Source organism: Breznakiella homolactica, assembly GCF_016616095.2.
GTDB classification, from domain to species: Bacteria; Spirochaetota; Spirochaetia; order Treponematales; family Breznakiellaceae; genus Breznakiella; species Breznakiella homolactica.
The window spans coordinates 3594452-3615004 of record NZ_CP067089.2; the positions used below are offsets into that span (position 1 = coordinate 3594452).

Consider the following 20553-nt stretch of genomic DNA (forward strand, 5'->3'; position numbering starts at 1 on the left):
TGGGGGTAGTGTAAGACCCGCGAAGCGGGGCTGAAACGAGGGGGAGCCGCCCTCTTTTTGGGCAGCACTGAGACGGTTGAGCCAACAAGCATCTGGGCCGTACTGGTAACGCCGGGTGCCGGATGAGAATGGGTATGAGCGACTTTCGAGGCCGGAGGCCGCTGAGGAGCCATACCCATTCTCATCCGGCAGGACCCGCAAATGCGGTTCCACAGATGCTTGTTGGCTTGTCAGTCCCGGTGCTCCCCCTGCTTGACGCGGGGTGCATAAAACCGGAGAATGTAATAGTATTCTATAAAGAAGGAGCGATATATGAGTATCATTGAATATGTAGAAGCCCGAGAGATTATTGATTCCCGGGGCAACCCCACGGTTGAAGTGGATGTCGTCCTCGAAGACGGTTCCATGGGACGGGCGGCGGTTCCCTCAGGTGCATCCACCGGTGAGCATGAAGCGGTGGAACTCCGGGACGGTGACAAGAGCCGCTATCAGGGCAAGGGTGTCCTTAAGGCAGTGGACAATGTAAATAATATCATCGCCGCCGAAATCCAGGGCCTGGACGCGCTGGAACAGGTGGATATTGACCGGACTATGATCGAACTCGACGGCACGGAAAACAAGGGCAAACTGGGAGCCAACGCGATTCTCGGCGTTTCCATGGCAACCGCCCGGGCCGCGGCTAATTTCCTCGATATTCCCCTGTACCGGTACCTCGGAACTTTCCACGCCAACCTGCTGCCGGTGCCCATGGCCAACATCATCAACGGCGGCAAGCACGCGGACAATAAGGTCGATTTCCAGGAATTCATGGTCATGCCCGTGGGCGCAGAATCCATGCGGGAAGCCGTGCGCTGGACCTCGGAGATTTTCCATACCCTCAAGGGTCTGCTCAAGGACGCGGGAAAAAACACCGCCGTCGGTGATGAAGGCGGATTCGCCCCCGACATCGGCAACGAGGAAGCCCTGGACTTTATCATGAAGGCCACCGAAAAGGCCGGCTATAAGCCCGGTGAACAGATCTGCATCGCCCTGGACTGCGCCAGCTCCGAGCTGTTCGACGAAGGCGGCAAGAAGGGATACAAATTCTGGAAATCAAATCCCGATAAGCTGTTCTCCGCCGACGAAATGATCGAAATCTACACCAAATGGGTGGACAAATACCCCATCATTTCCATCGAAGATCCCCTGGATCAGAACGACTGGGACGGTTACGTAAAGATGACCAAAGCCCTGGGTTCCAAGATCCAGATCGTCGGTGACGACTTCTTCGTAACCAACACCAAGCGGCTCGAAAAAGGCATCGACATGGGCGCCTGTAACTCCATCCTGATCAAGGTCAACCAGATCGGAACAGTTACCGAAACCTACGAAGCCGTGGAAATGGCCAAACGCGCCGGGTACACCGCGATTATTTCCCACCGCTCCGGCGAAACCGAGGACAGCTTTATCGCGGACCTCGTAGTAGCCCTGGAAGCCGGACAGATCAAAACCGGTTCCATGAGCCGCACCGACCGGGTCTGCAAGTACAACCAGCTGATGCGCATTGAGGATATGCTGGAAGGCGTTTCCGAATACGCCGGCAGGAAGGCTTTCTACAATATCAAGAAGTAGCCCTGATTTCCGGGAATGAAACCGGACTCGCGGTATAACGGCTGTCCCGGAAATCCGGACAGCCGTTTTTTATTCTGATTCTGTTTTGGAGTGCCCGCCATGAACAGCTATTACCCTGAGATGGAATTCGTAAAAAAACAGAACGGCTGCGTTATCCGGCCCGCAAAGGCGGCAAGAAAAACACGGATATTGGTTGCGGTGCCCGTAGCTTTTGTCAGCCTGCTTATGGTAATCACCGCTGTGTCCGCCGGAATCGCCGGAGCTCCCCTCCGGCAAATAGCCAGTTTTGCGGTGCTGGCGGTTGTGTGCTGTGCCATTGTCTTACGGAATTTCAGCGAAGATACGATTTTTATTGACCAGGGAGCGGGAACAGTTCTTTTTGAATTGGGAATGCCCTTTCTTAAGAACCGGATTGTACTGGAAATTTCCCGGATAAAAAACGTTTCCCTCAGCAACCAACGCGCAAAAGACCGGCACAGCGAGTTTTACGTATATTCCCTGGATATCATTGATACGGAAGACCGGGCATACCGGGTACTCCAGTCGCTTAATTACGGCAGTGCCCTGACGGAAAAGGCCGCTGCCCTGGGCGGTATTCTCGGAGTGCCGGCGGAGGATCGCCATGATACGGATGGTTCCGAAATATACCGGGAACGGATGGTGTAGGCGGTTCTGAATCCCTGGGGTTACCGGTTCCAGGGGCAGAGGATTTTTTCCAGGATATCCACCAGACCGAAGAGCAGAAGCCCCAGCAGGCTGAGGGCCATGATCGCCGCGTACATTTCAGGGTAGGCGATCCGGGTCCACGCGTCGATGATGAGGTAGCCCAGGCCCGTGTCGGTGGCAAAGGTTTCCGCCAGGAAGAGCACCGCCACGGCGGTTCCCAGGCTTACCCGGACGGAGGTGAAAAGGTCCGGCAGGGCTGAAGGGATGATGACGTGCCGGATAATGCCGGTCCTGCCCGCTCCCAGGGAACGGACCGACGCGATGAGTTCCTCCGGCACCCGTTTGGAGGAATCCCGGGCCGCCACCAGGATCTGGCTGAAAATTATGAACCCCAGCAGAAAGATTTTCGACGCTTCCCCCAGCCCCAGGATGAGCATAATAATCGGAAGAAACGCGGCCTTGGGCAGAGGATGGAGTATATAGATTACGGGTGAAACCACGGCGTTGATCCGCGGGGACCGTCCCGCCGCGAGGCCCAGGGCTGCCGCGGGGATAAAGCTGGCGGTGAAGGCCCAGAAGATCCGGGAAATGCTTGCCCCCAGATGGCGGGCAAGGACACCGGCCGCGCCAAGCCGGACAAGTGCCTGCGCCGCCGTTCCGGGGCCGGGAAGGAAGGGCCTTTTCATGACCGCCGCCGCCAGGCTCCATAAGAGTACAATCGCCGCGAGGACCGCGGCAATGCCGGCAGCCTTCCGGAGGATATCCCTGGATTTGCCCGCCGGGGTTTCCGGTTTTTTTGCCGCGGCCAGTTCCGGGGCTGAAGCCCTCATCGGTTTTCCTCCCTGGAATCTTTCAGGTAATGCCGGATGGTTCCGCAGAGTTCCTGGAAACGGGGATCTTCCCGAAAATCCCGGGCTTCATCCTTTTGTACCGCGAAGTGTTTTGAAATGGTCCCGGGATTCCGGCCGGTCATGACAAAGACGTTTTCGGACAGGTACACCGCTTCCTCAATGGAATGGGTCACCATAATAATAGTGAGGTTTCTTTTTTTCCGTACTGAAAGCAGGAAATCCTGGGCATCCTCCCGGGTAAGCGCGTCGAGACTTGAGAAAGGCTCATCCATGAGGAGCAGATCCGGTTCCGCGGCCAGGGACCGGGCGATGGCCAGACGCTGTTTCATGCCGCCGGAAAGCTGCCGGGGATAGAGCTTCCTGAATTTCCAGAGGCCGAATTCCTCAAGGATAGGCAGTACTCGCTCACGGCGGCGGCTTTTCTCCATGCCCGCTACCGTCAGGGGAAGCTCAGCGTTGGCCAGTACGGTCTTCCACGGCAGGAGTCCGTAATCCTGAAAAATTACCGATGTTGTTTTCCGTATTCCCGAGACAGGAATCCCGTCAATGGTGATCCGCCCGGACAGCGGTTTAAGCAGTCCCGCGGCCGCGTGGATAATACTTGTTTTGCCGCAGCCCGACGGGCCGAGGACAGCGGAAATACTCCCCGCCGGAAAAACAGCGGCGGCCGATTCAACAGCCTTCACCGTTTCCCCGCCGGGAAGGGGATACTCTATTGTAAGATCCCTGATATCTACCATTCAGCCACGGCCCGGGTATCCACCAGGTCCGATGCGCGCAGATCCGCGGAAAGAAGATTCCGGCTTTTAAGCCAGGTAATGGCGCCCGCGATCTGATCATCCGCGGGAAGGCTTGGTTTCCGGTAGGTAACAAACCGGTACGCATCCCGGACTTCCGCGGGGAACGACGCCTTTTCCACCAGGTAATCCCGGTACGAGTCAGGGTCGGCGTTTATTTTCTGCGCGGCCTTGTCGTAGGCCCGGTAAAAACGGCGGACATCTTCCAGCCGGGAATCCAGAACTTTCTTTGAAAAAAGCAGGATTCCCGCGTCGATTCCGGTGGTGTCCGTGGTGGCCAGAAGCACCGCGCCCCGTTCCACCGCCGCGGTCAGCAGGGGCTCGGGAAGTCCCGCGGCGTCGAGCTGTCCGGTGATCACCATTTCCATACGCACAGGCATGCGCGGAACAGATACCGCGTCATACCCTGTTATGGGAATACCGGCGCTGCCCAGGAGCGCGTCCACGGTATACTGGATAATGGTATTGGTCGAAAGACCGATCCGTTTTCCGCGGAGCCCCTGGAGGGTTCTGTTATTTGAAACCGGGGAACCCACAATTCCGTAGCGGCCGTCGGTCAGGCTGGTTACCTTCATGTCGAATCCGCCGGCGGCAAAAAACGCCGCCGCCAGGAGATCCGAAATAGCGCCGTCCAGACGGCCGGCCTGGATCGCCGCGTCCCGCTCCTGGGGATTAAAGAACGATACCAGTTCGACTTCAACATTTTCCCGGGTAAAAAAACCTTCATCCCGGGCGACCATAAACGGAAGGGAATCCGCGTCGGGAAGTATCCCGACCCTGAGGGGCGCCGCGGCGGCAAAACACGGAAACAGAATCAGCAAACTCATAACGAAGAAAGGCACGCGAAGTTTTTTCATTTTATACTCCTTAATTACTCCACCGTTTAAATAACGTATGATCCACCGAAAGGCGGTCGAGAATTTTTCCCGCGACAAAATCAACGAGGTCGTCTATGGTTTTCGGTCCGTGGTAAAAACCCGGCGCGGCGGGCAGCACCGCGGCGCCCGCCTCGGCGAGGGCCGTCAGGTTCCGCAGATCGATCACGGACATCGGCGTCTCCCGGGGAACGAGAACCAGGGGGCGCCCTTCCTTGAGGGCAACCAGAGCCGCCCGGTGGATCAGGTTTACGGAAATTCCCGAAGCGATGGTCCCCGCCGAACTCATCGAACAGGGAACAATCACAGTCCCATCCAGCCGGAACGATCCGCTGGCGGGCGGGGCGGAGAGATCCTCCGGCGGGTAAACCCGTTCCGCGGGAAGGTTCAGCTCAGCGAGCCACGAAGCGAAGGGCCGCTTGGTTTCTTCCTCAATGACCTTCATTCCCCACCGGGAAATCACCCCGTGGACCTCATGGCCCGCCGCAGTTAAAGCTTTGATTGTACGGAGTCCGTACACCGAACCGCTCGCGCCGGTGATGCATATCAGATATCTGCCGTTTTTTATTTCCATTTTTTACCCGATCCTCCGGTGTTTACCGGAAAAAAATCCCAGAGTCATCATATATAAATATCGAGAACCGTTCCAGCGAGTACCACCAGAGGCAGAATCTCATTGATTGAATAACTGGCGATCCGGATGTGCCGCTCGGTTTTGCCCAGGGCAATGATATGCTCCGCCGCCAGCATGGCCGTTCCCGCCGCGACGCCGCAGAGGTATATCCAGGACAGATCCCAGAAAAGGGGCAGCATGAAAAGCCCCGCCACGGTTCCGCAGTGGGAAAGCACGGCAATGATCCGCGCTGCCTTGGGCCCGAAGCGCGCGGGAATTGAGTGGAGCCGTTCCGCCCGGTCGAATTCAATATCCTGGAGCGCGTACAGAATGTCGAACCCCGCGACCCAGAGCGCGTGGGCTCCGGCAAGGACGAAGTACCGGAATTCGAATCTTCCCGAAATGGCTATAAATGAACCCATGGGCGCGCAGGCGCAGGCAACCCCGAGCCAGTAATGGCACAGCCAGGTAAAGCGCTTGCTGAAGGAGTAGCCTCCGATGAGGAAAGCCGCGGCGGGCAGGAGAATGACGCACAGCGGATTCAGCAGGGCGGCGGAAACCACCAGGATCACGCACAGTATTCCGGCGAAAATGAGGAGCGCCTTTTTTGAGAGCCTTCCGCTGGGAAGGTGGCGGTCAGCGGTGCGGGGATTCTTCGCGTCGATATCCGCATCGATGACCCGGTTCAGGGCGTTTGCCGCGTTCCTGCCGGATGCCGCCGCCAGGATAATAAGCACCACCTTTTTCAGCGGCGGATGGCCCGCTGTTTCCAGCAGAATGGCCATCACCGCGAAGGGCAGGGAAAACAGGGTATGGCGGAAAATCACGGCGTCGCCGATCAGACCCAGACGTCTCCCCGCGGCGGCGGCCAGACTCCTAAAGCCCATATTCCTTCCAGCGCCGGTTTACCAGATCCACAATCGCGTCGTCCATTTTGAGGGGCGATGGCCAGGGCCGGGTATGGCCCTCGTCGGGCCCTTTCCGGGTCGCGTCCAGGCCGATCCTGGTGCCGTACCGAGGGAGCGGCGAGGAATGGTCCAGGGCGTCCAGGGGGCCGTCACTGAACACGATATCCCGGCGGCCGTCGGTATTGTTGAAAGCCCGCCAGGCGACTTCGGACACGTTCTTGGGGTCCACTTCCTCATCCACGATGATAATGAGTTTGGTGTACATCATCTGTCCCATTCCCCAGAGGAAATTCATGACCTTCCTGGCCTGTCCGGGGAACCGTTTGCGGATGGAGACAATGGCGCAGTTGTGGAACACACCTTCCAGGGGCATGGAAAGATCGACAATCTCCGGGCAGATCTGCTTCAGCAGAGGAACGAAAAGCCGCTCCGTGGCTTTGGCCATCCAGCAGTCTTCCTTGGGGGGAATACCGACAATGGTGGCGGGATAGACCGGCTGCTTCCGCCGGGTTATGCGTTCAAGATGAAAAACCGGGTAGTCGTCCTCCAGGGAGTAGAAACCCGTATGATCTCCGAAGGGGCCTTCCCGCCGGATCTCATCGGGGTCTACATAGCCTTCCAGAACGAATTCCGCGTCTGCCGGAACATCCAGATCGCTTAGGGTCGCCTTGCAGTTCTCGGCACTCTTTCCCCGGAGGAATCCGGCAAAGAGCATCTCCCAGATCCCCTCGGGCAGGGGCGCCGTGGAGGCGTAGGTCACCGCGGGATCGCAGCCCAACGCCACCGCCACGGGCATTCTCTTTCCCAGGGCCTTGTATTTCTGGAAGAAGTGGGCTCCGTCCTTGTGGAGGTGCCAGTGCATGCCCGCGGTTTTGTTGTCGTAGACCTGCATGCGGTACATGCCCACATTCTGGATTCCCGTTTCCGGATCCTTGGTGCAGACCAGCGGAAGCGTCAGGAACCGGCCGCCGTCTTCGGGCCAGCACTTGAGCACCGGCAGGCTGTCAAATCCCGCTTCGTTGTCGATCACTTCCTGGCATTTGGGGTGTGAAACCTTTTTCGGGAAAAAGCTCATCGCCAGGGGCAGTTTGGGCAGCGCCTCCGGCACCGTCCTGAGCAGGCTGAAATCCTTGAGCTGGGTCCATGCCCATGCGATGAGGTCTTCGATTTCCTTGGCCTTGGCGTCGAGGCTTTCCGCGCCGAAGGCCATGGCCATGCGCTTTTCGCTGCCCATGGCGTTGATGAGCAGGGGATAATCAGAGCCTTTTACGTTCTCGAACAGCAGCGCCGGGCCGGTTTCCCGCATGACCCGGTCCGCAATCTCGGTAATCTCCAGCTCGGGGTCAACCTCCGGGCGTATCCGTTTAAGCTCCCCGGCTTTTTCCAGGGCAGCCATGTAATCCTGTAAATCCTTGTATGCCATGGGAAAACTATACCAGAAGCGCGGGAAAAATGGCAGAGCCCCCGCGTTACCTTTTCTGCACCATGCTTCTGTGCCTGTTCTCTGGAATACTGCGGGGGCCCTGCCCTGGGCGGGGGCTGGATATGGGTGGCTGTTCGGGGATGGTGTGTTACCGGAATCCGGTAACGAAGCATGACCGGAAATATCCGATTTGAAAGGAATGGTTCCTGCACCGCGCTGCCCGTAAATGCAACAGGGTAGCATCACCGGCGGCTAATCCCATACTATAGCCGAAAGGGCTGTTATTTATACTATTTATTGCCCTGGAGGTTCGATCATGCGGAGAAAAGACCGGGAAATGCCCAGGGAATTCGCCGGGGAAGTTTTGGATAAATGCGGGTACGCGAGTCTCGCCACGGTTGGCAGTGACGGGTTCGCGTACTGCGTTCCCGTATCGATCGTCAGAGACGGGGAATGGATTTACTTCCACTGCGCGCCGGAGGGACGCAAGATCGAAAACCTGCGGTATCAGCCCCGGGTCTGTATTTCAGCCGTGGGGGAGACCCGCATCCCGGAAAACGAATTCACTACGGAATACGAATCCGCGGTTGTAACCGGCACTGCGGAGGAAGTAATCAATGACGAAGAAAAGATCCACGCCCTGCGGCTGCTCTGCCTCCGCTACACCCCCGGCAATATGGCGGCTTTCGATGAAGCCATAAAGCGGAGTCTCGGGAGGACCAGTGTCTGGAAAGTACCTATGGAATCGGTCTCCGGGAAACGGAAAAAATATGATAGCAGCGGCAAGGAAATGAAATTCGGAAGAATGGAATGAGCTGCCGCGGAGAACCAAACAGGATCTGCGGATAAACCGCCGGGAATTGCTTACTCAAACAGTTCCAGATAGGCCGCGGCGGTTTCATCCCGGTCCATGGGGGGTGTTTTTTCCAGCAGGTATTTTATGGAAAGCCCGCCGCGGATTTTTCCATCCTTCATATACATCCAATCCGAAATATCATCTATATAAAAAGGCACCCTGTCGCCGATGGAGAGGCCGCTGATATAAAGCGGAACGTTGGATACCACCCCGGAGAACTTGTTGTTTTCAAAAGAAATATCCCTGAGCCAGATGTGTTCACTCAGAAAATTCCCGCCCGGATCTGTCTCGAAAGGGTATTTTACCTGGAAGTTGTATTCATCCTTTTCCGGGGCCTGGAGCTGCCGGATGAATTCCGGAAGCCCCTCCCGGGCCGCTTCCCGGATAGATACAAGCTCGGAATCTATTTGTTCCGCACTGACCACGGGATCACGGTAATTTTTTTCCGTTGTATATCCGCAGGCTCCCAATAATCCCGCGGCCGCGATTGCCGCGGCAATACCCAGCGCTTTCATACTGCTGAAAAGTATACCACAGAACCGCCTGCCGCGGACCCCGGAAATCACTGCTTGTCTCTGAACATATGGCCTATTTCCCTGGCATAAATTGCCGAAACTCTGTGCCGCATCAGTTCCTGTTTGGGCGACAGCTCAACCCCCGGCTCAAAGGGTTTGGGAACCAGTTTGAATTTGAATACCCGCTCAAAGGGTTTAAAGCCTGAATGGGGGTTCACGAGATCCGCTACTTCGTTGGCCACAACCTCGTTGATTTCCGGCTGATGGAGAAGCAGTTCGTAGTCGACTATGGGAATGTTGTTTTCTTCGGCAAAGGCAAGGACCATTTCCTGGACCGGTACAATGATAGCCGCCAGGTACTTCTGGTCCTGGCCGACCACCATGCACTGGCGGATCCATTCACTTTCGCATATTTTCTGCTCAATCGGTACGGGCTCCACATTCTCACCGCCCCGCAGCACAATCGTATCCTTTGCGCGGCCGGTGATTTTAAGCTCGTTGTCGTAGGTCATCATGCCCAGGTCCCCGGTGTTGAGCCAGCCGTCTTCGGACAGAACAGCCGCAGTCACTTCAGGTTTATTGTAATACCCCTTCATAACCTGGCCGCCCCTGATATGGATAATTCCCTGCTGGCCGGGAGAAAGAACCGTACCGTGGTCATCGGTTATTTTGGCTTCCGTATTGAGAAACAGCTGTCCGACGGTTCCGGGGCGCGCCTTCCTGAGATAGCGGCATGAAACAATAGGGGATGTTTCGGTAAGGCCGTATCCTTCCAGGAGTTTCAGGCCCACCGCATTAAAGAAATGGTCCGCCTTGGCGGGCAGGGCGCCGCCTCCGGAGATGCCCGCCCTGAACCGTCCGCCCAGCCGCGCCTTTATCTTGTTGAAAACCAGAATATTCGCAAGCCCCTTGGCGGGACACAGCAGAAGCCACGGCAGGAATCCCATGAGAGCATCCAGGATACGGACCCGGCCATGGAAATTGGGAAGCAGGCCGAAGGTCAGGTCCCGGAAATAGTTATGCATAATTCCCAGGGAAACGAGAAAGTTAAACATGCTTTTTTTGAACTTACTCTGCTGTTTTATGTTGCGGTAAATTCCATCCATGATAGCTTCCCATATCCGCGGGACACCCACCATCCACTGAGGTCTGACGGCCACAAAATCGGCCATCAGCACTCCCGCCACAGGTTTGGAATAGGCAATGCCGCTGTGATAGCATGGCGCGGCGTATTCAATGGCGCGTTCGAAACTGTGCCATACCGGAAGCACCGAAAGCCATATATCCCCGGGTTTTATATCCAGAATCCGGGCGAACGATGGCAGCTGGTGCAGGAACGTACCGTGGGTCAGCATGACCCCCTTGGGCTCTCCCGTGGTTCCGGAGGTGAAGATTATGGTGGCAAGATCCTCCCGCTGGCCCTTGTCAATTTCAGCGTCGATTTCCCCGGGGTTTTTTGCCCGCCGTTTTTTTCCCATTTCCCTGACCGCGGCGTAATGGTACAGCCCGATGCCGGCTGCCGATGCCGCCGATTGTAATGATTCGTCAAACTGGTCAAAGCAGATAAGCGTTTTCAGCAGAGGCAGGCCAGCGCTGCGGGCGAGTATTTTTTCCGCCTGTTTCTGGTTTTCCGCAATGGACAAGGAACACTCGGAGAATCCGAGGATGTATTCTATTTCCTGCCCCGTGGTATCGCAGCCCCGGGGAACGTCCGCCGCGCCGATGGAAAGCACCGCATAATCGGTAACAAACCATTCCTGCCGGTTGTCGGAAATCAAGCCGATGTGGCTGCCCCGTTCTGCCCCGAGCTCCAAAAGGCCTGCGGCGATTTCCTGCATTTCGTCGTAGAATTCCCGGAAGGTTTTTGGTTTAAAAGTTCCTGTTTCGTCTTTCGCGTACTGGGCAATGATATCAGGTTTCGCTTCGGTACGTGCCCTAAGCATAAGAGGCAGGGTTCTTTCTTCCATGATTGGATAAAACTCCTTATGTGCTGAATATTTTACTTTAAAATGTCATTATAACACAATCTGATATTTTGTCAAAGTGAGGGGAAAGTGTTTTTAATTTCTTCTGAAGATAGTACTGGTCAGCGGTTTGGATAAAAAAAAGCCTTCCGGGAAAAGGAGGTGAGGAAACCCGGAAGGCGGTCTGAAAATGCGGTAGGTGTAATATAAACAAGCGGATGAATTAACCCAGCCACTGGGGGGTGGCCCTGGTGAAAAGCACATCAGAACCGCATCATCAGAATTTATGATACCATACAATTATTTTATATAATGGTCAATATATATAGCAGGGCAACCGCAGTATTATTGTGACTCAGCACAGAATCATCGGAGTACCAAATCTGCGGTTACACTGCCGTGGACGGGGGAATGGGGCCTTTTTCCCGTTGCTGTGGTTCTCCGGAGTATGGATATAAAAACCATATTAAAGAAATTTAATTTGTTTTTTCTGTAAATTTTACGGTTTTATAAAAAATAACTTCCGAATTTATTTGTCATAGGTTATGATTTACTGCAGTTTATTATTCTTGGAGGAATAGAGTGAAAAATGGAAAAAAGTGGCTTTTATTGCTGGCGGCAGGAGCGCTGCTGCTGGCCTCATGCAACTCCAATAGGGGAGATGCATCAGGGGGAAAACCATCAAATAAGAGTACGATCGTGGTCGCGGCGCCGGCGGACGTCCGGTCCATGGATCCCCACGATACCAATGATCAGCCTTCTTCCCGGGTGTGGAAGCAGGTCTATTCCAGCCTGATGTACCAGGGGCCGGATCTGGCTATCTCGAAGGGACTGGTTCAGGACTACCGGGTTGTCAGTGATACTGAATATGAATTCGACCTGATTCCGAATGTGAAATTCCACAACGGTGAAGTCCTCAAGGCGTCGGACGTCAAATTCACTTTTGAACGGATGCTTGAGAAAAAAGCTCCCGGCGCGTTCCTGATCGGCGCCCTGGACCGGATTGAAGTGACCGGTGACTACTCGTTTAAAATGATCCTTAAATATCCCTTCGGCCCCTTCCTGACACACCTGGCCCACACGGCCACGGCGATCGTCAATGAAAAGGCTGTCCGCGCGGCCGGGGACAACTACAACCGGAATCCCGTGGGAACCGGGCCCTTTAAGTTTGTTGAATGGCGGTCCGGGGACAGCATCACCCTGGAACGTTTCGACGACTACTTCGGGGAGAAGGCAAAATCCGAGAAAGTCATTTTCCGGGTGATTACCGAAAATCCCCAGCGGGCCATTGCCCTGGAAACCGGAGAAGTCGACGTCGGCTACGACATCGATCCGGCGGATTTTTTCAACCTGGCAACTATGCCGGAAATTCAGACCTTCCAGTCCAAGGGGCTTTCCACCTGCTACATGGGATTCAATACACAAAAGGCGCCCTTTGATAACGTAAAAGTGCGGCAGGCCATCAACTACGCGGTTAATACCCAGCAGGCCATCAATGTTATCTGGCAGGGCGCGGCCTCGGTGCCGCGGAGTCCCATCGCGGCCTCGGTACAGTTTGCCCGGGAAGACCTCCCCGGTTATTCCCAGGATATAAATAAAGCCAAACAGCTTCTCGCGGAAGCGGGCTTTCCCAACGGTTTTAAAACCACCATGTGGACCAACGACAATCCCATCCGGATGCGGTACGCGGAAATTTTCCAGGAACAGCTCCGCCAGGCGGGGATTGACGCCTCCATCGAAGTCCTTGAATGGAGCGCCTACCTGGACCGTACCTCCGCGGGGGAACACGATATGTTCATCCTGGGATGGACCGCCGTTACCGGGGACGCCGATTACGGTATGTATTCCCTCTTCCATTCCAGCCAGTTTGGCGACGCGGGAAACCGGACCTTCTACAAAAACCCCACCATCGACCGCCTTCTGGATCTCGGCCGGACCACACCCGACCCCGATGCCCGGCGGGCCGCTTACTACGAAGCCCAGGAAATCATCATGGACGAGGCGCCCTGGGTGTTTGTCTATGTCCAGGACAACCTGAATGTGACCCGGAGATGGGCCCATGGCTTTGATCCCCACGCTGCGGGTCACCACGAGCTTGTAAATTTCTACAACGAGTAGCAAGAGGCGTTACAGAATCCAATTATAGTAATAACGGAAAATTTGCCGCCCTCCGGGGCGGTAAATTTTCCGATTCTCTTTTTAAAGAGGTTTCCATGTACAAGTACATATTCCGCCGGATACTGCTCCTCATCCCGGTGCTGTTAGGCGTTTCCTTTGTGGTTTTTTCAATCATGTATTTTACTCCCGGGGATCCGGCGAAGCTGATTCTTGGCGAGCGCGCCCCCGCGGACGAAGTGCAGGCCCTGCGGGAGCAGATGGGGCTTGATAAACCCTATATCGTCCGGTTCTTCAATTTTCTGAAAGGCGCGGTAACCGGTGATCTCGGCCGGTCGTATTCGACCAAACGTCCCGTGACGGAGGAATTATTTGCCCGTTTCCCGGCGACCCTCCAGCTCGCGGCGGCCGCTATAGTAATTGCCGTCTGTCTGGGAATACCCATCGGAATCATTTCGGCGACGAAACAGTATTCCGCATTTGATATGATTTTTATGGTTCTGGCATTGGTAGGTGTATCCATGCCGAATTTCTGGCAGGGGCTCATGATGGTGCTCCTGTTTTCGATTGTCCTGGGGTGGCTGCCCTCCAGCGGATACGGTACCTTCGCCCATCTTATTATGCCCGCCCTTACCATCGGAACGAGCACCATGGCGCTCATCGCCCGGATGACCCGCTCCAGCATGCTCGAAGTTGTCCGGCAGGATTATATCCGGACCGCCCGGGCAAAGGGCCTTTCCGAGCTGGTGGTCATCAACCGCCACGCCCTTAAAAACGCCCTTATCCCCATTGTCACCGTCATCGGCCTCCAGTTCGGGAATCTTCTGGGCGGCGCGGTTCTAACGGAAACCATATTCGCCTGGCCCGGCGTGGGCCGTCTCATGGTGGATTCCATCCGCCAGAAGGATTTCCCTATGGTTCAGGGGGGCGTTCTTCTTCTGGCTATCACCTTCAGCATTGTTAATCTGGCGGTGGATATTCTGTATGCCTACATTGATCCCCGGATCAAGGCTCAGTACAAATAGGGGGCGGACGTGGCACAAAGCAATACCGTTCCCGCCCGGACCGCGGGAACTTCAAAAAAAACGACAGGCCGCTGGGCCGCTGTCTGGCGGCGGCTCCGCAGAAACAAACTGGCCATGGTGGGTCTGGTGATTATAACCCTCATAGTGCTGTGCGCAATATTTGCCGATGTGATCGCGCCGTATAGTTACCGTGAGCAGAACCTTGACCTGATCGCGCAGAAGCCGAGCAGGGATCATCTGCTGGGAACCGACGACCTCGGGCGGGATATTCTGTCCCGGATCATTTACGGAACCCGTATTTCCCTTCTGGTGGGTCTTGTGGCAGTCAGTATATCCGCCATAATCGGCGGAACTCTGGGAGCCCTGGCGGGGTTCTACGGCGGCAGGACCGATAACATAATCATGCGGGTTATGGACATCATGCTGGCTATACCGTCGACGCTTCTGGCCATCGCCATAGTCAGCGCCTTCGGCGGGGGACTGGTGAACGTCATGATCGCCGTGGGAATCAGTTCGGTGCCGACCTACGCGCGGATCGTCAAGGCGTCGGTGATTTCAATAAAGGAACAGGAATTCGTTGAGGCCGCCCGGGCTGTCGGGTCCCGGGACCGGCGGATTATTCTGAAGCATATTATCCCCAATTCCATGGCTCCCATTATTGTGCAGGCCACCATCGGGGTCGCGTCGGCCATACTGTCCGCCGCGGGCCTTTCCTTTATCGGTCTCGGGATTCAGCCCCCGACTCCCGAATGGGGATCCATGCTTTCCAGCGGACGGTACATAATCCGGACCGCCTGGCATGTGGCTACCTTCCCTGGTATCGCCATTATGATTACCATCTTTGCCCTGAATGTGCTGGGCGACGGTCTCCGGGATGCCCTGGACCCGCGGCTTAAACGATAGGGGGCGTTCGATGTCGGAAAAATTGCTTGAAATAAAAAACCTGTCCGTAGAATACCGGACCGAAGAAGGGGTGGTGAACGCCGTAAACGGGCTTTCCCTTTCAATTGACAAAGGCGAAACCATGGGCCTGGTCGGGGAGACCGGCGCCGGAAAAACCACCACAGCGCTTTCGGCCATCAGACTCGTCCCGAATCCCCCGGGGGTTATCACCGCCGGTGAAATTATCTTCCACGACGAAGACCTCATGAAGGTGAAGGAAGAAAAAATGCGCTCCATCCGGGGCAACCGTATATCGGTAATATTCCAGGATCCCATGACCACCCTCAACCCGGTGCTGAGCGTTTCGTTTCAGATTGAGGAAGCCCTCATTCTCCACCAGAAACTCTCAAAAGATGAGGCCCGGAAAAGGGCTGTATCCATGCTCAACCTGGTAGGCATCAGAAGCGAACGGGCCAAGGATTATCCCCATGAGTTTTCCGGAGGAATGCGCCAGCGGGTGGGAATCGCCATGGCCCTGGCCTGCAATCCGGAACTGCTGATCGCCGACGAACCGACCACCGCCCTGGATGTGACCATCCAGGCCCAGGTGCTCGATCTCATGCGCAAGCTCAAGGAAGAATTCAGCACATCCCTCCTGCTTATCACCCACGATCTGGGGATTGTGGCGGAAACCTGCGACCGGGTGGCGATCATGTACGCCGGGGAAGTTATTGAGCTCGCCGATGTGGAAAGCCTTTTCAACAACCCGAAGCATCCTTATACCATAGGCCTTCTGGAATCGATCCCCAGTCTGGATGAAGAAGTGAGCCGGCTCAAGCCGATTGAGGGCCTTATGCCGGATCCTACGGATCTGCCGTCGGGATGCAAATTCCATCCCCGCTGTCCTAAGGCCATGCCGGTGTGTTCGGAACACTGTCCCGGAACAACGGCCATAACCGGCAGCCACGACGTATCCTGTTTCCTGTACAGCGAAAAAAGCCGGGATACCGGCGGTCAGTCCGAACCGAGGAGCGGAACATGAGCGAAATAGTACTTGAAGTGCGCCGCCTCAGAAAGGATTTCCATACTAAAAAGGGTATCCTTAAGGCGGTTAACGATGTTTCCTTTGCTATCCCCAAGGCCGAGACCCTGGGCCTGGTGGGCGAATCCGGCTGCGGCAAAACAACCACCGGCAGGGCCGTCATCCGGCTCCTGGAAGCCACCGGCGGGGAGATCCTGTTCGAGGGCAATGATATCCGGAAGCTGGACCACAAGGGCCTGCGGGAAATGCGCAAGCACATGCAGATTATTTTCCAGGATCCCTTCGCGTCCCTTGACCCCCGCCTGTCGGTGAGCGAAACCATCCGGGAACCCCTGGATATTTACGGCATCGGCACCGCGGCGGAACGGGCGGATAAGGTCGCCGAGCTCATGTCCCTGGTGGGTCTCGCGGAACGGCTGGCCAATTCTTATCCCCACGAACTCGACGGCGGCCGCCGCCAGCGGGTTGGGGTCGCCCGGGCACTGTCCCTGGAGCCTAAGTTTATCGTGTGCGACGAACCCGTATCCGCCCTGGACGTTTCCATCCAGGCGCAGATTCTCAACCTGATTCAGGATCTCCAGGAAAAACTCGGCCTTACCTATCTGTTTATTTCCCATGATCTTTCGGTGGTAAAGCATATATCCAGACGCATCGCCGTCATGTACCTGGGAAAAATCGTGGAGATAACGAAATCCGCGGAGATTTTTAAAAATCCCCTCCACCCTTATACCAAGGCGCTGCTGTCGGCTATTCCGATTCCCAAGGTCGGGATGAAGCGGGACCGGGTTATTCTGGAAGGGGATGTTCCCAGTCCCATCAATCCGCCGCCGGGCTGCATCTTCGCGGGCCGTTGCAAGTTCGCTATGCCGAAGTGCAGGGAGCGCGACCCGGCGCTGACGGAGGTATCCGAAAGCCATGAGGTAAAATGTTTCCTGTACAGTGATAAGGAGCAGGGTGGAGCAGAGTAATCGCTGTATTTCCATTGCTGAACCCGGCAGCATGGAAATTCCGGTACCGGGGGGCCTGTCGTATGAAAAAAATCAGCCTGAGGCTGGTTCTGTAAGGTATTGATATAAGGCCGCTCCCGCGGCCTGCGAATCCCGCAAGTCGGTATTTCTTTTCAAACGACACCCCGCGCGACCTTGTTCGCCCCATGCTGCTGTGTCGACACTCTGTACAATACTGCGGTTACACTGCTTGTGAGGGGATGCTGGGTATATCTGGTTATTTCCGAAAGGATGTGACGCCGGCAACCGGAAGGGTACTGTTCTGTAGTGAATTACTGTAATTCTTTATAATGCGGTCCACCCGGGAAGGTTAGTCTTCGTCGTCTTCTTTTTTTTCCGGTCCCTCAAAGGGGATTCCGCAGAATTCCGCGACGGCGGTGCCCAGGGTTTCAAGGTTGTCCTTGTCCCAATGGGAACCGTCGTCGATGAGGAACCGGGGAGTTTCGCTGTTTTTGAATTCCAGCCACAGGGTTGAGCGGCCCTTACGGAAGAGCTTCGGGAAAATCGGATCCTTCGCGTAAGGACTCTTGTCTTTTTTTTCAAAGGACGAAGAGACAGCACTCTTCAGGATTACCGCCAAAAAGCCGTCCATGGGATATTCCCGGCGCCGGCAGACGGGACCGATCCCGGAAACGGCGGCGAAGGTACCGGCGGTCCGGTTGAATTCCATTTTGTCATCGTAGAGGCCGGCGAAAAGAGAAACCGCTATGAGGATGATAAAAAGCAGCGGCGCTTCATTCAATATAATAATTCCCGCGAGAAAAAAAGCCGCCAGAATAAGAAAGAAGAGCCGCCATTTCGGGGACCGGGCCAGCGTAAGAACCTGGTCGTCCTTTGAAATGATCCGGATGGAAAGGATCACTTAAAGCCCCCGCAGCACTTCCCGGGGCTTTGAACCCTGGGCAGGCCCGACGATTCCCTGGATTTCCATTTCTTCCACCAGCCGGGCCGCGCGGTTGTACCCGATTTTGAGCCGCCGCTGGATATAGCTGGCGCTGGCCTTTCCCTGGGACATAACAATCTCCAGGGCCTTTTCGTACAGGGGATCCTCACCGTCGGAGAACAGGGACGGGCCCATATCGTCTTCATCGTCTTCGAAAAATATTTCCTCGTCAATGTAATCCGGCTCTCCCAGGGTTTTGACGTATTCCACCACCTTCTCGACTTCCTCTTCGGAAACAAAGGCGCCCTGCATACGGATGGGGAAGGGGTCGACCACACCGGCGTAGAGCATGTCCCCTTTGCCGAGGAGTTTCTCCGCGCCCACCATGTCAATGATGATGCGGCTGTCCATTTTGCTGGCCACCATAAAGGCAATGCGGCTCGGTATATTCGCCTTGATGAGACCGGTAATAACATCGATGGACGGCCGCTGGGTGGCGAGAACCAGGTGGACCCCCACGGCCCGGCTCATAGCCGCCAGGCGCGCCACCGTGGATTCCAGCTCCTTGCCGGTGGTTGCCATGAGGTCGGCGAATTCATCGATGACAACCACGATATAGGGCATATGTTCGGCGGCGATGTTCCGTTCCTTGATGCGGCGGTTGTAGCTCCGGATATCCCGGACTCCCATAGAGTCGAGGCAGGCGTAGCGCCGTTCCATTTCATATATGCAGTACTGCAGCGCCTGGAACGCCTTCTTTGGTTCGGTAATGACCGGCGTAAGCAGATGGGGAATATCGTTGTAGAGTTTTAATTCCACAATCTTGGGGTCAATCAGGATGAGCCGGCATTCCGCCGGGGAAAGCTGGTACAGGATTGAAAGGATCATGGAGTTGACGCAGACCGACTTTCCGGAACCGGTGGCTCCGGCTATAAGCAGATGGGGCGTCTGCACCAGGTCGATGATCTGGGCTTCGCCGGTGATGCCCTTGCCGAGTACCACGGGGACTTCCGGTTTTTTCTTGCTCTTATCCTTGAGCTCCCCTTCAATGATTTCTCTGAAGGAAACGATGTTACGCTGAACATTGGGAACTTCGATACCTACCGCGTGTTTGCCCGGAATGGGCGCCACAATACGGACCGACGAAGCCGCCAGCCGCAGGGCGATGTTGTCCTGGAGGTTTACGATTTTGGACAGTTTGACCCCTGGGGCGGGGAGAATCTCAAACATGGTGATTACCGGGCCCTTGCGGATGCCCGTAACCTCCGCCTGGATGTTGAATTCCTTGAGGGTTTCCTTGAGGGTGACCGCGGCGTCCCGGGTGGCCTGGTCTATAATCCAGTATTCGCCGTCGGGGTATTCCGTGAGGATCCCTTCCACGGGAATTTTATAGGGCCCCCTGCGCCGGCGTTTCTTGACTTCCTCCCCGTGGTCGGCATCATGTTTTTCCTTCGCTTCCCTGGTTTTCTGGGATGCCTCGGCTTCGGCATCGGAGAGGGCTTTTTCCAGGTCGGAATCGATATGGGATTCCTCCGGTTCAATGATGCCGGCGGGAGAATCCGCCGCCGGCCGCCGGTTCTTATCCCGGACCGCCGCGAGAAAAGCCTCCGATCCGTCATCCGCCGGTTCAAGGGGTTCAAGATCCTCAATTTCCTCGTCATCCGGCGCTTCCAGATACCCGAGACTGTCCTCGTATTCCCGCCGCCGGGCTTCGATATCCCCTTCGGGCCACGCGTCGGGATCGTAACTGTCCTCATCGTACAGTTCCGGGTTTTCCATTTTGCGGAAGGTTTCCGCGCTGGACAGGGGCTTGGGTTCCGGAAGGTCCATCTCATAGACAGGCGTTTTCGGGGCCGCTTCCCGGACCGCCGGAGGATGCTCTTCCTTGCGGTCGCTTCCTTCCACCGCGGACGCGGCCCTGGTATATATATCCTTAATGCTGTTTTTAATCGGAAGGAACAGCGGTGTTTTTTCCCGGGGCTGTTCCGCAGCGCGGTTATTGTTTTTCGCCGCCCCCCGCTCCCGGGCGGCCTTTTTTCCGGTCCCGACTTTTTCCCGGGGGAAAAGAATCGACTTGAGGGCGGCAATGATGAGAATTTCAAAAATGGTCAGGAAAATGACGATAAAGCTGAATCCCACCCTGCCTGCGGCGGCAAGGAACCGGCTCGTTTCCGCCCGGAATTCAAAATCCCGTAAAAAGGCGAAACCCAAAGCCAGGGTGAGGAAGGGGAGAACCGTCGCGCTGAGCACAAAGATCCGGTCCGGCCGGTACCGGGGATCGGCCAGGATGAGGGCGGCGCAGAACAGGTACGCGGGAACCGCGAACGCCAGAATTCCGTAGGAATCTACGAAAAAACCTCCGGGGCCGGAGAAAAATACCGGGAGATCAAACAGCGCCGCCGCAATGGAAACACCGAGAGCTATTGAGAGTACTCCCAGCGCCGCGGCGCTTATGAGCGCCGCTTTGCGGAATCGGGAATCGGGTTGGGAAATTTTTGACTGCCGGGGCACGCTGCCTGG

At 56.0% G+C, this 20553-nt stretch carries 18 protein-coding genes; 8 read left to right on the forward strand and 10 right to left on the reverse strand.

Annotation, left to right across the window (positions count from 1 at the left end; genetic code table 11):
* Positions 1 to 312: 312 nt before the first annotated feature.
* Positions 313 to 1611, forward strand: a complete 1299-nt coding sequence (gene eno / locus JFL75_RS16250; protein ID WP_215627727.1) for a phosphopyruvate hydratase — start codon at positions 313 to 315, stop codon at positions 1609 to 1611.
* Between the two features lie 99 nt (positions 1612 to 1710).
* Positions 1711 to 2277 carry a hypothetical protein gene (locus tag JFL75_RS16255; protein ID WP_215627728.1) on the forward strand — a complete coding sequence of 189 codons (567 nt, stop codon included), beginning with the start codon at positions 1711 to 1713 and terminating at the stop codon, positions 2275 to 2277.
* Between the two features lie 20 nt (positions 2278 to 2297).
* Here JFL75_RS16255 and JFL75_RS16260 read toward each other — a convergent pair whose 3' ends face one another.
* Genes JFL75_RS16260 through JFL75_RS16285 form a run of 6 tightly spaced genes read right to left on the reverse strand, consistent with a single transcriptional unit; the run spans position 2298 to position 7744 of the window.
* The gene (locus JFL75_RS16260; RefSeq protein WP_215627729.1) at positions 2298 to 3107 is read right to left on the reverse strand and encodes an ABC transporter permease; all 810 of its coding nucleotides are present in this window, start codon (positions 3105 to 3107) and stop codon (positions 2298 to 2300) included.
* Positions 3104 to 3868, reverse strand: coding sequence for an ABC transporter ATP-binding protein (locus JFL75_RS16265; protein ID WP_215627730.1), 765 nt, complete (start codon positions 3866 to 3868; stop codon positions 3104 to 3106). Before JFL75_RS16265 ends, JFL75_RS16260 begins: the two co-directional genes overlap by 4 nt.
* Positions 3862 to 4782: an ABC transporter substrate-binding protein gene (locus JFL75_RS16270; RefSeq protein WP_215627731.1), complete on the reverse strand. Its 921-nt coding sequence runs from the start codon at positions 4780 to 4782 to the stop codon at positions 3862 to 3864. The genes JFL75_RS16265 and JFL75_RS16270 overlap by 7 nt, the downstream gene beginning before the upstream one ends.
* Before the next feature lie 10 nt (positions 4783 to 4792).
* Positions 4793 to 5374, reverse strand: a complete 582-nt coding sequence (locus JFL75_RS16275; protein ID WP_215627732.1) for a UbiX family flavin prenyltransferase — start codon at positions 5372 to 5374, stop codon at positions 4793 to 4795.
* A 47-nt stretch (positions 5375 to 5421) separates the two neighbouring features.
* On the reverse strand, positions 5422 to 6300 hold the full coding sequence (locus tag JFL75_RS16280) for a 4-hydroxybenzoate octaprenyltransferase (RefSeq protein ID WP_215627733.1): 879 nt from the start codon (positions 6298 to 6300) through the stop codon (positions 5422 to 5424).
* A complete protein-coding gene (locus JFL75_RS16285) occupies positions 6290 to 7744 on the reverse strand; it encodes a menaquinone biosynthesis decarboxylase (protein ID WP_215627734.1) in 1455 nt (484 codons plus the stop codon). Before JFL75_RS16285 ends, JFL75_RS16280 begins: the two co-directional genes overlap by 11 nt.
* A 316-nt stretch (positions 7745 to 8060) precedes the next feature.
* On the opposite strand from JFL75_RS16285, the gene JFL75_RS16290 reads away from it, so the two are divergent.
* Entirely contained in the window at positions 8061 to 8558 is a 498-nt protein-coding gene (locus JFL75_RS16290) for a pyridoxamine 5'-phosphate oxidase family protein (RefSeq protein ID WP_215627735.1), read from the forward strand.
* 50 nt (positions 8559 to 8608) lie between these two features.
* Here JFL75_RS16290 and JFL75_RS16295 read toward each other — a convergent pair whose 3' ends face one another.
* Positions 8609 to 9115, reverse strand: coding sequence for a DUF2314 domain-containing protein (locus JFL75_RS16295; protein ID WP_215627736.1), 507 nt, complete (start codon positions 9113 to 9115; stop codon positions 8609 to 8611).
* A gap of 47 nt (positions 9116 to 9162) precedes the next feature.
* Positions 9163 to 11082 carry an AMP-dependent synthetase/ligase gene (locus tag JFL75_RS16300; RefSeq protein WP_215627737.1) on the reverse strand — a complete coding sequence of 640 codons (1920 nt, stop codon included), beginning with the start codon at positions 11080 to 11082 and terminating at the stop codon, positions 9163 to 9165.
* Positions 11083 to 11661: 579 nt separating this feature from the next.
* On the opposite strand from JFL75_RS16300, the gene JFL75_RS16305 reads away from it, so the two are divergent.
* The 5 genes from JFL75_RS16305 to JFL75_RS16325 all read left to right on the forward strand — a co-directional run bounded on the left by JFL75_RS16305 (position 11662) and on the right by JFL75_RS16325 (position 17111).
* Positions 11662 to 13197, forward strand: coding sequence for a glutathione ABC transporter substrate-binding protein (locus JFL75_RS16305; RefSeq protein WP_223292676.1), 1536 nt, complete (start codon positions 11662 to 11664; stop codon positions 13195 to 13197).
* Positions 13198 to 13292: 95 nt separating this feature from the next.
* A complete protein-coding gene (gene nikB / locus JFL75_RS16310; protein ID WP_215627738.1) occupies positions 13293 to 14219 on the forward strand; it encodes a nickel ABC transporter permease in 927 nt (308 codons plus the stop codon).
* Positions 14220 to 14228: 9 nt separating this feature from the next.
* Entirely contained in the window at positions 14229 to 15122 is an 894-nt protein-coding gene (locus tag JFL75_RS16315) for an ABC transporter permease (RefSeq protein ID WP_223292677.1), read from the forward strand.
* Between the two features lie 10 nt (positions 15123 to 15132).
* Positions 15133 to 16143, forward strand: coding sequence for an ABC transporter ATP-binding protein (locus JFL75_RS16320; RefSeq protein ID WP_215627739.1), 1011 nt, complete (start codon positions 15133 to 15135; stop codon positions 16141 to 16143).
* Positions 16140 to 17111: an ABC transporter ATP-binding protein gene (locus JFL75_RS16325; protein WP_215627740.1), complete on the forward strand. Its 972-nt coding sequence runs from the start codon at positions 16140 to 16142 to the stop codon at positions 17109 to 17111. The genes JFL75_RS16320 and JFL75_RS16325 overlap by 4 nt, the downstream gene beginning before the upstream one ends.
* A gap of 349 nt (positions 17112 to 17460) precedes the next feature.
* Here JFL75_RS16325 and JFL75_RS16330 read toward each other — a convergent pair whose 3' ends face one another.
* Positions 17461 to 18012 carry a hypothetical protein gene (locus JFL75_RS16330; protein WP_215627741.1) on the reverse strand — a complete coding sequence of 184 codons (552 nt, stop codon included), beginning with the start codon at positions 18010 to 18012 and terminating at the stop codon, positions 17461 to 17463.
* Complete coding sequence (locus JFL75_RS16335) at positions 18013 to 20544, reverse strand: DNA translocase FtsK (RefSeq protein ID WP_223292678.1); 2532 nt, start codon at positions 20542 to 20544, stop codon at positions 18013 to 18015. It abuts the gene before it with no gap.
* Positions 20545 to 20553: the final 9 nt, after the last annotated feature.

What these genes read in the sequence shown, in the direction of transcription:
- JFL75_RS16260 (WP_215627729.1), bottom strand. Translation starts at nt 3,107, where the DNA reads ATGAGGGCTTCAGCCCCGGAACTGGCCGCGGCAAAAAAACCGGAAACC.
- JFL75_RS16320 (WP_215627739.1), top strand. Translation starts at nt 15,133, where the DNA reads ATGTCGGAAAAATTGCTTGAAATAAAAAACCTGTCCGTAGAATACCGG.
- eno (WP_215627727.1), top strand. Translation starts at nt 313, where the DNA reads ATGAGTATCATTGAATATGTAGAAGCCCGAGAGATTATTGATTCCCGG.
- JFL75_RS16300 (WP_215627737.1), bottom strand. Translation starts at nt 11,082, where the DNA reads ATGGAAGAAAGAACCCTGCCTCTTATGCTTAGGGCACGTACCGAAGCG.
- JFL75_RS16290 (WP_215627735.1), top strand. Translation starts at nt 8,061, where the DNA reads ATGCGGAGAAAAGACCGGGAAATGCCCAGGGAATTCGCCGGGGAAGTT.
- JFL75_RS16295 (WP_215627736.1), bottom strand. Translation starts at nt 9,115, where the DNA reads ATGAAAGCGCTGGGTATTGCCGCGGCAATCGCGGCCGCGGGATTATTG.
- nikB (WP_215627738.1), top strand. Translation starts at nt 13,293, where the DNA reads ATGTACAAGTACATATTCCGCCGGATACTGCTCCTCATCCCGGTGCTG.
- JFL75_RS16255 (WP_215627728.1), top strand. Translation starts at nt 1,711, where the DNA reads ATGAACAGCTATTACCCTGAGATGGAATTCGTAAAAAAACAGAACGGC.
- JFL75_RS16285 (WP_215627734.1), bottom strand. Translation starts at nt 7,744, where the DNA reads ATGGCATACAAGGATTTACAGGATTACATGGCTGCCCTGGAAAAAGCC.
- JFL75_RS16325 (WP_215627740.1), top strand. Translation starts at nt 16,140, where the DNA reads ATGAGCGAAATAGTACTTGAAGTGCGCCGCCTCAGAAAGGATTTCCAT.
- JFL75_RS16265 (WP_215627730.1), bottom strand. Translation starts at nt 3,868, where the DNA reads ATGGTAGATATCAGGGATCTTACAATAGAGTATCCCCTTCCCGGCGGG.
- JFL75_RS16275 (WP_215627732.1), bottom strand. Translation starts at nt 5,374, where the DNA reads ATGGAAATAAAAAACGGCAGATATCTGATATGCATCACCGGCGCGAGC.
- JFL75_RS16270 (WP_215627731.1), bottom strand. Translation starts at nt 4,782, where the DNA reads ATGAAAAAACTTCGCGTGCCTTTCTTCGTTATGAGTTTGCTGATTCTG.
- JFL75_RS16280 (WP_215627733.1), bottom strand. Translation starts at nt 6,300, where the DNA reads ATGGGCTTTAGGAGTCTGGCCGCCGCCGCGGGGAGACGTCTGGGTCTG.